Raw genomic sequence first — 12,024 nt, forward strand, 5'->3', positions numbered from 1 at the left:
TCGCATTCGAATGAAAACTGCAATTCATTTTGTCCACGCAGATTTATGCTTATTAAGCAAACGAGAAATATTATAATCAATCTGTTTATCATCTTTGGTACGTCGTTTTTTCACTGACCGCTAACGGTCTTGCTAAATTTACGTGGGCGATTTAGAACTAATGTCCTATCGAACCGCTAAAGAAGCAAGCCGAGTAAAATTGGTTTATATTTTAGCAAACCAATTGTATTGGCTTGCTGGTGTTTCTTAATTGCACTAAACTTTCAAACTGCTTATCACCGCCTATGAAATTTAGCTTTTGTTATGCCTTCGTTTTTTTAATTTAAGAACTGACATTAGAGATTTATAGAAAATTCTTTCGAATTATCTTTATTCTGTTTGTCATTCCAGATTAAAGTCATTGTGAAATTTTGTTTAACACCATTAAGAGTCCAAAGTGTAAAGTCTGCATTCACTTTTGGCTCAAGACCATTGATTGTCTCAAAATTACAGGATGCAATCCCATTAGCATTTGTAAATGTATTTTCTCCTAATCGGATATTCATAGCTTTACCTTTTCCAATATTTGATATTCTGATAGTATGCTTTCCATCCCCGTTATATGGTAATGACTTGACTAAAAAAGTAGCTGTATCTTGAATCGTCTTTTCTTGCTCTATCTTTTTAATTTGGGAATCATAAATGATCTCCAATTTTTTATTTAATTCTCTTGCTTGCTTCTTTAGCCGTCTGTCATATCTTAAGAATACAAAAAAGCCAGATATTGCTGTTATAGTAGAGATACTCAAAGCAATATATGAAATAGTGTTAGCCTCCATATTATTTGAGTTTTTTTAGAATATCTTTTAGCTTGTCTTCTACGATCTTTTTACCTTCAGCTTTAGCTCTTTCTTCAATATTTGCCTTATTCAATTCTAATAGTTCATTATAACCACCAAAATATTCTCTACCACAAGCATGACATTTCACATAGGTTTTATCATCGTTTGTTTCAAAGTGGTTATCACTCCCACATGTGTCACATAATAATTGACCTTTAATTTTTTTAACTGACATAGTTTCAAATTATTTGTTTAGGTATTTAATTCTCTATAATTCAATTCAGAACACATATACGCATTAAGGATATTATTTTGTTTAAAATGAGGCATAACGGTCTTGCTAAGTTGCGTGGGCGATTAAAAGAGTCACCTTATCAATGCGCTAAATAAGCAAGCCGAGTGAAATTGTTTATATTTTGAACAAACCAATTTTAATTGGCTTGCTGGTGTTTAATAATTGTACTAAACTTTCGAACGGCTCATCAGCGCCCATGAAATTTAGCTTTTGTTAGCGTTTAGTTATGCTGAGTCTATCAAAGTATACCAGCAAAGATTTCCTAATACTCATCACTTCAAATCGTTGAAATGCAACCATTAGTGACATAACAACAATAAAGAAACCTGTATTATAAAATAACCATTCAAGCCCATATTCATTACTTAAAATAACAACTACAAAAACAATGGTTGTGAATATGAAGAACATGATCACTGGAAATTTTAAGTCTTCGTAATTTGATTTAATTGTCCCTTTCACCCGTGTCATGTCCGGACTATCTGATTCTATTTTTCCAGTTATAATTCCTCTCCCTTTTCTTAAATTAATTTTGCTTTCCCTCTTTACCTTAAAATTTTCAAAATATTCATCATATTTGAAATCTGTAGATTTTAAAGGAAGATTCAAACCAAAGATAGAATCATAGAAGCTTATCTTTTTATCAAGTTCAGTTGTAATCAATAAGTCTAAGGCTTTGACTTTATCTATTGAATATAGAAAGTCAAAGTCTACTATTAATCCAAGCTTCTTTAGTGTCTTCTTCATAATTAACGCTAACGGTTTTGGCTAAGGTGCGGCAGATTTAGTTGAGCCGCCCTGTATAATTGACATAAAACTAATCAAAATAAATTATGTTTCAAACAAAGCTGGAGTCCTGCTGCACTTTAGCTTTTGTTACAATGCGTAGAAAATTGTTTCCTGTGAGAGCTAAGCTATTTAAAAGGCCTGGCTCATAGATGGCTTTGGCTTAGAAATTTGCAAGAGCTTAGGTAATAGGATTAAATTAAAGGCTTATTGCAAATTTTATGACAAAGGGAAAACCCTAAACAGGGCGGCGCTGAACGGGACTGCAAGGTAGAGCTCAGTATAATAAAAATGAAGATGTTTCTTTACGACAAAAGCTTTCAAAAAAGGAGTGAGGCTACAAGCTTATAAGCGAGAACCACAAAAGAGATAGATTTTACTTTTACAAAATGGGAAATCGCATTAATCTATCTCTTTTGTCTATGAATTGTAACGGTCTTGCTAAGTTTTCGTGGGCGATTAAAACAGTTGTCTTATCAAACCGCTCGGAAGCAAGCCACATATATTTGTTTATATTTTTTGCAAACCAAATCTAGGTGGATTGCTGTTGTTTATTAATTGAGCTAAGCTTTCAAGTCGCACATCCGCGCCCATGAAATTTAGCTTTTGTTAGGTGGCGTAACTTTTTCCTTAAATGATGTTACATCTGTCTCAAGAAGATCTTGAAGTTTTTCAATGGATATGTTTGAATCTACATTCATTTCTTCATCAAACTCTTCATCTTCCATTTTCAATTCTTCGCTTATATTATTCAACCGATCACGATAAAGTTTATCATTTTTGTATAATATCTCATAATTAAAATGCTCCAATCCATTGATCTCATAATGAGAAAATAGATCATCTCTCTTCGTTTTATTTATAATTATTCGTTCAAAATAATTCGTTACGCAATCATAAAGAATCTCTTCTGAAACTCGGTTATATTCAAGAAAGCTATTGTACAAATTATATTCTCGTACATTGTCAAAACCATCTACAGCATTCATCTCCTCTGATTTTGCTGTCAAGAACATTTGTGTTATACGAAAAAAGTTTTTTGAAAACCCTTTAGGAGATATGTTTTCAGAGTCCATGTAGTTTACTGTATGTGATGCTACAACGTTTCTAATTTCATATATTTCAAGTTCTTTAAATCGGTTAATTACTTTTTTCTTTCCAGGAATTTTAAGAACGTCATATAATTCAATTATAGAGTTTAGCTGTAAGTAAATAGCATTTAAGATTCCATAAAGACGTAAATACAATTCTCCATCTCCATTGACATTATTAAATGAGAATTTTTGCAATCCATATTCAGAAAAAGAAAAAATAGCTCCCTCTGTGTCCTGTATTAAATCAATACAACTTCTAATGCGTTTGGCATCGAATTCAAATTCAACTTTAAGTCTTTTTTTTGTTTCTTTTGCGCTAGATCCAATTCTGCACCCATAACTTAAACAATACAGTAGAATATATGTTAATTTTGACTTTAATGAACTTTTTTCAAAATATGATTCCATTTTTTTTTATTGGGTTATGACACCTAACGGTCTTGCTAAGTTGCGGCGGATTTCTCCGCACTGACTTATATTATGATATAAAACTAATCAAAATAAATTATGTTGCAAATAGAAATCAGAGCCCGCTGCAATTTAGCTTTTGTTACAACCTGTTGTAAATCTTCATGTGAGAGAATACCTTCCAATTTCTTCTGGCTGATAAAGGCAGCTTTGGCATGGATATTTGCTACTAAAAGAACTGAGATTAAGTGACAATTTGCGCCCCTCTCCCCGCGCGTAATCCTTCATAAAACACTTAAGTCTCTAGAAGTCACAAAAGTCAAACCCTGTACCTGGTATCAATTACTTTCGAGCAAGCTTGGCAAAAGAGAAGCAAATTGGATAGGCTGAGTTTCCCATTCTAAATTCCGTGACAAAGCGAACGAGGCCCAAGCAGAGAACTGTGTCACGTGATTCCAAGCAAAGTCTACATATGCAAAGCAACCTAAGTTTAAAGCAAACCAATAGTTTCAATAAAGCAGAAATGGCGGCAAGTTTGCCAGCGAGTAAACTTTTAAAAAAGCAATGGGTTGTAACGTTCCGCGGGTATGGCGTCGTGCCGCCGAATCCGCAGGTTTGTTATTTATAGTTCTATCGTTAAAATCTCACTACTGCATCCAGCTGAGCCTTACCGCGGCATGCGCTATGACCCGATGTTGTAGGTAGTGCTTTCACTTTTTCTCAAATAATAATTCTCCTATTCTTTTGTCTAGATATGGTATGAACATTTTTTCATGACTATATTGAATTCTGTTTTTTCTCAATGTTTTTCCAACAGGAAAGCTCAAGCTTGTAACAAAAATCCTATTTCCATTTTTCAGAAGGAAGCAACAGTAGTTAAAATATTGAAGCTGGACAAAATTTCCATCAACGTAAGAAGGTTCAATGAAATAGCATTTTTTAATTTCATTGTATCCAATAACTTCTTTCTTTTTTCCTTTATAGACAGTAAAATTTTTATTATTAAAAACGATTTTTTGATTGTAATCATTGAAGAGATAGTTCAAGCTTAAAAAGTTAGATCTAAAAAAAGCTAATACCATTATTAAACCAACTAATAAATAGTCTTTCAGTTCAGGATCATTTGAAATGGTAAATCTTGGCATGATTAAAACTATGCTAACCATAATTAGCATATGACCCAGTGATAAAATTATTGCGCGTACGTTCATTTTTGTTTGCATTACCTACAACGGATGGCGCTATGTAACGTAGGCGCCTTAGTTGATTTATGTTTCAAATTTTATAAAAAGGAAAGGTAGCTATTTTAGGATTACATTTAACTATAACTATTCTAAAATGGCTACCTTGCCGTTGCTCATTAAAAGCATAAAACATTCGAAAACCCGTTACTCGCCTATGGTATATAGCGTGTGTTAGGGTTCGTTATTTTCTATTTTTAGATGTTCATCACCAAATTTCCAACCAATAAATAACAACATTTGCTTTCTTATTAATGGCAATCCCTTTTGAATAACCGTTTCTCCAATTTTCAGGTAAACCAACACCGTTAGAAAGATAGTTGTTGTCAATAAACATTCCAGGTTCCGCGCCTAAAATGTTTACGTCAAAATTATTCGATAAAAAACCATCTTCCGAAGAATATATTAATCTAGTACCTTTTAATAAATTCATAAAATTAGGAATCGGTATAAAATTATCTTCGCATTGTTTGCTGTAATGATCTAGGAATATTTCACTTGCCTTTTCACTTTCCCAAAGGTTTACTATTAAATTGCACCTTTCATTGGGCTTATAGGTAGCAATGACTGAGTCCTTAATATTTTCCTCTATTTTAACTAAATCCTCATTTGTTATTTGAACCACTAATAGAGCACCACAACTTCTATTTTCTTTTGTTAATTCAGGAGAATTCTTTTTGAAATAAAATTTAAAATTAGACAAAGTATCTGGAAAGTGATTGTATAATGAATAGTCAAAATGTCTTCCTAAACTTTCATAACATGAACTATATTTTAGTTTCGGATTGTTACACCCAAAGATTAAAAGGGATATTGAAAAACATAATAGTATTCGCATAATTATTTTCTGTCATTGATTTAACACACATCAGATTGAGGCATTGCTTGTTGCTTTATAATGAACCCTAACGGTCTTGCTAAGTTGCGTGGGCGATTTCAAAGAGCTGTCTCTTCAAACCGCCAAATAAGCAAGCCCAGTAAATTTGTTTATATTTTTTGCAAACCAATTTTAAAGGCTTGCTGTTGATTGTTAATTGAACTAACTAACAAGCTGCTAATCAGCGCCCATGAAATTTAGCTTTTGTTAGCAATAGTACGTTTTATTATATCATTAATCTTTCATATAAATACCAAATTCCTGATGAGATTAATAAACCGAATGAAAATGCAATACCATTCAAAAAAAAAGATCTTTTTATTAATAAAGAATAGTCTCGTTGTATCAACTGAAGAGAGTTAACCAATACAACAAGAATAATTGCTACTATTAAACGATACTCATTAACATACCAGATAAAATCCATTGGAAAAATAAAGGCTATTAAAGCATCTGAAATTACCCAAAATGGAAAAATTAACATCAAAACTAAACCCAATCTCCTATTTATAAATACTCCTATTATTCCAATAAACACAAGAAAAGAATGAATATATAAATGTTTCCTTAAAATAATTTCTAGGTTAAAAGCTAAGTCCCAACTAGGGAGAAAATTTTGAATGTAATCTATCTGTTGAAAACCGCCTGCAATTAGTTTCAAGGAGAGTAAAATCAATATAATTAATCTAATAAAGCTGTGTAATGTTTTATTAATCTGCATTCTGCGAGTATTATTGCTAACAATTGTGTAAAATGCCATGCAATATACACAGCTTATACGTCTATTTTTGTAAGTTATTATAAATCTAATCTTTACCCCCTATTATTGTATCTAAAGGGCTTTTTATTTTTGCAAGAGATTTCTTACTTACGTGGGTGTAAATCTCTGTGGTTTTACTCGATACATGGCCTAATATGTTTTGAATATATCTTAAATCAGTTCCCTGTTCTAATAAATGGGTCGCAAAAGAATGTCTTAACATATGAGGCGTAACATGTTTATCCAAATTTGCTAATACCCCGGCATTAGTAACAATTTTAACAATAGTCCCAGGATAATATTTCGCCCTATTCTTTCCTTCAAAAAGATAATAATTGGGTTTAAATAATTCGAGGTACTTTTTAAGGACAACAACAAGTGAGTCAGATAAGACAGAAGTTCTATCCTTCTTCCCTTTAGCAGCTCTAATAAAAATCATTTTCTTATCAAACCAAATGTCTTGTTTCCTTAAATTAACAAGCTCACTCCTGCGTAAACCTGCTGAATATATGGTCGCTATAATACTTTTGTGTTTTAAGTTTTTTGTGGCATGTAGCATTCTAAGAACTTCCTGTTCCGAAATCACCTTAGGTAAAGATCTGCTTCTTTTAGGTCTATCAATCTTATAGTATTCCCGATCTAAACCTAATACCTTCTCATAGTAAAACTTAATTGCGTTAATCCTCTGATTCTGTTGACTTTTTGATATGTTTTTAACTTGTATTAATTTATGGATATAATCGTTAATCTCCGCCATCTGAATAGTCTCAAGAGTCCTCTCTGGAAAAGCCTTCTGAAAATCTTTAAAATATTTACAATAGGTTCGTATCGTACTCTCACTGTATCTAACTCGTTCCAATTTCTCCAAATAACCTTTCGGCAACCGAACAACTTCCTCAGCTTCTGCCATGTCTCTTTCTATGCTAATCTCGTATACATGAGCGAAAACCTGCTTAAATTTCTTATAATCAAACTTATCGCGAGCAATCCACCACGTTTTTTTAGTCTGGCTCCACCACGCAGGAAAGTTCGCTCTCAGTAAGCCAATAACTTCCTGATTGCGCTCAAAGCAAATGCACACAACTTTTTGCTTGCGATGCACATCTGCAGATAGCTTGAGTCTTACTTTTTGCATAACGATTATAATATGACAAAACCAAATTTATGAAAATAAACTAATCAACAGTATAAATGTCGAATGTAAAAATATAAATCTAAATAAAATAGAATTTGTCCACATAACTATCATGGTTCAATGACCTGCTAATCCCATTTACTTAGCAGACCAGAAGAAAGCAAGAATACCTGAAACAGCAAATATATGAGGACTTCACCCCCATCTCTAATTGCACAGACTCATTTTTTTAAAATCCTTTCCCCTTCCAAACAAAAAGGCACGGCTCTCCCAGCCATGCCTTAATCCCAATCCACACATCTTGATATCTACCAAAGAACAAGACATACAAATCAGTATTCTTTTGATTAAAATATCCAGATATCATTTTGCAAACGCAACCAAGGGTTTGGGCATCATCTTAAGATGCAACTTCCGATGTTCCGAAGCATACCGTCGAACAGAAACATAAAGCGTATTGTACCCCATATTCTCTATTTTCAAACGAAATTCACCCTCCGGAAACGACTTAAACCTAAAAGTCCCATTCGCAGTAATCTTTACACACAAGTCCTGACCTTCAACCGAAACCTGACCAAGCGAAATGGGCTTCCCGCTTACCTCATCAGTTATGTACCCCAGCACATCGTAATGACGATGTATAGCAACTGGCACCTGCCGCGCCGTAAAATAATGATTTACAAAATCAGGCTGCGTATCCCGGTAACTCTCAATACTCCAATCCAGCTCTTGCTTAAGCAGATACTTCATTTTCGTTTTTAGCTTGTTAAATTCTACTCCTGCCACCTTTTTGTCATCTACTAACATCAAACGCTCAATACGTTTTTGTTCAAAAGAGTTTAGCTCTGTTTCACAAGCCGTTATCATCTCTTCACTTATACCAAAAGCAACCAAGTCTGCTTTACGAGCTTTTGACAAATCAATAAGTTTATCTGCATATATATGCAAATCTGTTTCGTTCAAGCTTGACAGTTTTCCTTTACTTATTTTCACTTGGTCCAGCAAAAGTTCATCACCACTACTGTTGCCCAAACGAATTAAAGCTACCGATAGAGGATACATCAAATTGAGCAACGAAACTTTAACCTCATTCTTATCTCGCGTCAGCCATCCTGTTGGCTGATTCATTTTATCAGCTAAGGTCGATAACTGTATTTTATAGCCCGTAAAAATAAGGGTGAGCGATTTTGTTGCTTCATCTGCTTCATAAATAGGGGCTTCTTCGTCTAATACTCGAGATATTTCGAATATTGAACTCATCCATTTTTTGTCATTTGTATTCATTTTTTTCACTTTTCAGCAACAGATCTAAATCAGCTGACAAGGCTATAGTTCACCTTTTCAGCTTGTTCTGCTGGTATGATAATTTCTACAATCTGATTTTTATCGATTATAAAACCACCATCCTCATTTACAAACGAATCATAACATAAGCATCTTTAAATTAGATATTAAAGCCTAATTAGAAAAGTGCGAAATCTTAAAATGAACTATCCTAATTTCACTAAAACATCTAATCTTGAGTCTAACACTTCAATTCTTGAACCCAACATTTCGATTCTTAAACCTAACATTTCGATTCTTGAACCCAACATTTCGATTCTTGAACCCAACATTTCGGTTCTTGAACCTAACATTTCAATTCTTGAACCCAGCACTTCAGTTCTTAAGGATAAAACGTCAGATCTACGAAGCAAAACCTCTAATCTTTTTTATAAAACCAGCTTTCAAAACTATAAAACCTTACTTCAGGTCTTGAAAACCTGGCCTCAGATTCAGTAAAGAGAATTTTAATAATATAAAATTTGGTGTAAAATGATTAAAATCAGATGAAATATTGCCAATAGTGAGCTTAGTCGCTGGGAGAGATTCAGCAAATATGAAATACTTTCGTCGATATCACTTAAAAGTATTTAGAGTATCACCTACAGACTTTTTACGCCGTTTATAACCAGTAGGTAGCTGTTACATCTTTGGTAGATTTGTATTTCAAATTTAAAGAATTAATTCTTTAAAACCCAAAACTTTTTATAATTCATGATAAAAAAAGAGTCCTTCATCACAAAAAACAATACTTTAGTGTAGGTTTCCTCAGCCTTTCATCTGGCACAATTGAGTAAGAAAAACCAGCTGGTTCTCATACCCGTCCATCCCATTAAATCCAAACAACTTTGTCTCACTTTCCACACCTCACAACACCTAAAATGCCGGTTTCCATCAAAAACGCATTCCCCCTCTTAAATATCCAAACACCCAACACATAAAGCCAGACATGCAACTTTGGTTCAATATTTGCGTTTCATCTCTCAGACAAAGATAAACACGAGAAAACAAGGGAAACTCATTGGCAGAATTGCCCTAATCTCAGATAAAAATTTAATTTTACACGCAAATCAAATCCTATACTTATGACGAAATTAATTTACACTTCAATCATTATACTCGCTCTTATCAGTTCAGCTTGTAGCTCGGGTGAAAAAGCCTTGCAAAAAGGCAACTACTACACGGCTGTACTCAAGTCGGTTGACCGCTTAAGATCGAACCCCAATAAGAAAAAGGCACAACAAACCCTATTGGAAAGTTATCCTTTGGCTCTTGATTGGTCGAAAAGAGAAATCACAGCTCTACTAAACTCTCCCGATCCTTTAAAAAATACCAAATCAATCGGGCAATATCAGATTCTGAACCGAATGTACAACGAAATAAACCGATGCCCTGCGGCTTTGCGTTTACTCTCCAATGTACAATCATTCAGAGCCGAGGAAGATATGGCCAAACAGCTTGCCGCTCCTGAATGTTACAATTTAGGCGTAATAGAACTGGCTAAAGGCACACGCAATACAGCCAAATTAGCTTACAATCATTTTTCCAGGGCCAATCAGTTTGTGCCTAATTTTAAAGATGCCTTGGCTAAGATGGATGAAGCTTACGAGATGGCAACCCTAAAGGTCATCATCGAACACATTCCTGTTAACTCAGTAAAATACAGTTTGAGTGCTGAATTTTTCCAGGATCAGGTGACCCAATACATCACCAATAATATCAAACGCCAGTTTGTTCGATTCTATACCCCGAAACAAGCCGAAATGGAAGGTCTGGAATATCCCGATCAGGTGATTGCCATGCGTTTCGAAGACTTTGTTGTGGGCGAAACCCACGATACCGATATCGAAAAGGAAGTTATCAGTGTCGATAGTGTTGAGGTAGGAAGCACCAAGCTTAAAAATGGTGAAACCATCAAAGTTTTTAATAAGGTAAAGGCCAAGTTGCATGTTCACAAACGCGAGGTGATTTCTAAGGGGCTGCTATCTTTACAGATTGAAGAGTTTGCAAACAGACGAATACTAAACAACAAACAGTTGGGCGGAGAATATGTATGGTTTAGCAAATGGGGCCATTTTAATGGCGACGAAAGAGCCCTGACCAAAGAAGAATTGAAGATCTGCAAAAGAGAACCCGTTCTCCCTCCTGCTAAACAAGATTTGTTTGTGGAATTTACCAAACCCATCTTTACCCAACTCACCGATGAGTTAAGACGTTTTTACAACAGATATTAATGATCTGAATTGATGATATTAAGAAAGGCTATCCCATTTAGGATAGCCTTTTTTACTAATCTTGAATTCTACTTACTCCAAGAAACCAAAGTCGAGGTCTAAATCAAGAGAGAACTTCAACCTTAAATTTTTGATTTGAGCGGACTTTGTCAGTCTGCCGTGAGGCGTGATACAGTTTTATCTAAATGAAAAAACAAGGATCAGACTAACTTGATTTTTTGCTTACTTTTTGATCTAAGCAAAAAGTAAGAGCTCAGCAGCTTGAGCGAAATAAGAAATTATTAATCAATCGCGTCCCAAACGTTTTTATTCAAGTGATTTATTTTGTTGCTAGCAACATCTTTAATACTAATAACAGTATGAAGAGGGTATTTTTGAGCGTCCTAAGAGATGGCATCTTTTTTAAATATTTTTCGTTTTACGAAAGCTTTAGAAAGACCGGGAAGTTGAGAACTTTGTTCGAAAATCACCCGGCCGCACTTAAGCTTGAGGCAAATAAGGAAGATATTTAAAAAGCAGCCTTGATTTTTTTTGCTTCGTTTTTTGGATCAAGCCAAAAAATGAAGTCGGGATTATTCGAAGAGCTCATGAGCTCACAAAAGCTCGGTTGAGGCGAAGCCCAATTAATAGGACAGGATTAATTATTAGTTTATTCTTTTTCCCAAATCACTCGTATCAATGGCATACTCGCAAATCCAATTTGATTACAGATTCCAATAGAAATATAAAACCACCAAATAGTTACATTGTAGAGTTGCTACATTTATATGGACAGTAAATTAAGGTTTAATTATTTTAATAATCTTCGCATTTTGATTCACACAAGCTCTTTCAAGAATACACTTTATCAAAGGCTTCTTCCCAAAAGACAAAACGATATTCATTCCATCGCTAATAAACACAGCGCCCTGATTAACTGCTGTACCTGCGATGGATTTACCTGATGCCAATAACCCGAAGTGGCAGTCACTCCGTGACTTGACTTCGGGCTAATGGGATTCGAGCCCTTTGGGCTCATTGCTGTGCAATCTTCAAACCGTAATGGGACAA

At 34.4% G+C, this 12,024-nt stretch carries 11 protein-coding genes; 2 read left to right on the plus strand and 9 right to left on the minus strand.

Annotated features, from left to right (window positions below; genetic code table 11):
- Positions 1 to 335: 335 nt before the first annotated feature.
- The 9 genes from EO244_RS16560 to EO244_RS16600 form a co-directional block, all read right to left on the minus strand.
- A complete protein-coding gene (locus tag EO244_RS16560) occupies positions 336 to 818 on the minus strand; it encodes a hypothetical protein (RefSeq protein ID WP_129255803.1) in 483 nt (160 codons plus the stop codon).
- 1 nt (position 819) lies between these two features.
- Complete coding sequence (locus tag EO244_RS16565; RefSeq protein WP_129255804.1) at positions 820 to 1,056, minus strand: hypothetical protein; 237 nt, start codon at positions 1,054 to 1,056, stop codon at positions 820 to 822.
- A gap of 273 nt (positions 1,057 to 1,329) precedes the next feature.
- The gene (locus tag EO244_RS16570) at positions 1,330 to 1,863 is read right to left on the minus strand and encodes a hypothetical protein (protein WP_129255805.1); all 534 of its coding nucleotides are present in this window, start codon (positions 1,861 to 1,863) and stop codon (positions 1,330 to 1,332) included.
- A gap of 638 nt (positions 1,864 to 2,501) precedes the next feature.
- Positions 2,502 to 3,404: a hypothetical protein gene (locus tag EO244_RS16575; protein ID WP_129255806.1), complete on the minus strand. Its 903-nt coding sequence runs from the start codon at positions 3,402 to 3,404 to the stop codon at positions 2,502 to 2,504.
- 710 nt (positions 3,405 to 4,114) lie between these two features.
- Positions 4,115 to 4,615, minus strand: a complete 501-nt coding sequence (locus EO244_RS16580) for a hypothetical protein (RefSeq protein ID WP_129255807.1) — start codon at positions 4,613 to 4,615, stop codon at positions 4,115 to 4,117.
- A gap of 238 nt (positions 4,616 to 4,853) precedes the next feature.
- A complete protein-coding gene (locus EO244_RS16585; protein ID WP_129255808.1) occupies positions 4,854 to 5,483 on the minus strand; it encodes a hypothetical protein in 630 nt (209 codons plus the stop codon).
- Between the two features lie 265 nt (positions 5,484 to 5,748).
- Positions 5,749 to 6,243 (minus strand): hypothetical protein, encoded by a 495-nt coding sequence (locus EO244_RS16590; protein WP_129255809.1) that lies wholly within the window; start codon positions 6,241 to 6,243, stop codon positions 5,749 to 5,751.
- Positions 6,244 to 6,328: 85 nt separating this feature from the next.
- Entirely contained in the window at positions 6,329 to 7,417 is a 1,089-nt protein-coding gene (locus EO244_RS16595) for a tyrosine-type recombinase/integrase (protein ID WP_206734596.1), read from the minus strand.
- A 363-nt stretch (positions 7,418 to 7,780) separates the two neighbouring features.
- Entirely contained in the window at positions 7,781 to 8,701 is a 921-nt protein-coding gene (locus EO244_RS16600; protein ID WP_129255810.1) for a carboxypeptidase-like regulatory domain-containing protein, read from the minus strand.
- 201 nt (positions 8,702 to 8,902) lie between these two features.
- Between EO244_RS16600 and EO244_RS16605 the strand changes: the two genes are divergently transcribed.
- A complete protein-coding gene (locus EO244_RS16605; RefSeq protein ID WP_129255811.1) occupies positions 8,903 to 9,199 on the plus strand; it encodes a hypothetical protein in 297 nt (98 codons plus the stop codon).
- Between the two features lie 626 nt (positions 9,200 to 9,825).
- Positions 9,826 to 10,974, plus strand: coding sequence for a hypothetical protein (locus EO244_RS16610; RefSeq protein ID WP_129255812.1), 1,149 nt, complete (start codon positions 9,826 to 9,828; stop codon positions 10,972 to 10,974).
- Positions 10,975 to 12,024: the final 1,050 nt, after the last annotated feature.

The sequence above is a fragment of the Ancylomarina salipaludis genome, assembly GCF_004122035.1.
In the GTDB taxonomy this organism is placed as follows: domain Bacteria; phylum Bacteroidota; class Bacteroidia; order Bacteroidales; family Marinifilaceae; genus Ancylomarina; species Ancylomarina salipaludis.

Excerpts from the sequence above, each read along its gene's own strand:
- EO244_RS16560 (WP_129255803.1), bottom strand. The coding sequence starts at position 818 with ATGGAGGCTAACACTATTTCATATATTGCTTTGAGTATCTCTACTATA.
- EO244_RS16565 (WP_129255804.1), bottom strand. The coding sequence starts at position 1,056 with ATGTCAGTTAAAAAAATTAAAGGTCAATTATTATGTGACACATGTGGG.
- EO244_RS16570 (WP_129255805.1), bottom strand. The coding sequence starts at position 1,863 with ATGAAGAAGACACTAAAGAAGCTTGGATTAATAGTAGACTTTGACTTT.
- EO244_RS16575 (WP_129255806.1), bottom strand. The coding sequence starts at position 3,404 with ATGGAATCATATTTTGAAAAAAGTTCATTAAAGTCAAAATTAACATAT.
- EO244_RS16580 (WP_129255807.1), bottom strand. The coding sequence starts at position 4,615 with ATGAACGTACGCGCAATAATTTTATCACTGGGTCATATGCTAATTATG.
- EO244_RS16585 (WP_129255808.1), bottom strand. The coding sequence starts at position 5,483 with ATGCGAATACTATTATGTTTTTCAATATCCCTTTTAATCTTTGGGTGT.
- EO244_RS16590 (WP_129255809.1), bottom strand. The coding sequence starts at position 6,243 with ATGCAGATTAATAAAACATTACACAGCTTTATTAGATTAATTATATTG.
- EO244_RS16595 (WP_206734596.1), bottom strand. The coding sequence starts at position 7,417 with ATGCAAAAAGTAAGACTCAAGCTATCTGCAGATGTGCATCGCAAGCAA.
- EO244_RS16600 (WP_129255810.1), bottom strand. The coding sequence starts at position 8,701 with ATGAATACAAATGACAAAAAATGGATGAGTTCAATATTCGAAATATCT.
- EO244_RS16605 (WP_129255811.1), top strand. The coding sequence starts at position 8,903 with ATGAACTATCCTAATTTCACTAAAACATCTAATCTTGAGTCTAACACT.
- EO244_RS16610 (WP_129255812.1), top strand. The coding sequence starts at position 9,826 with ATGACGAAATTAATTTACACTTCAATCATTATACTCGCTCTTATCAGT.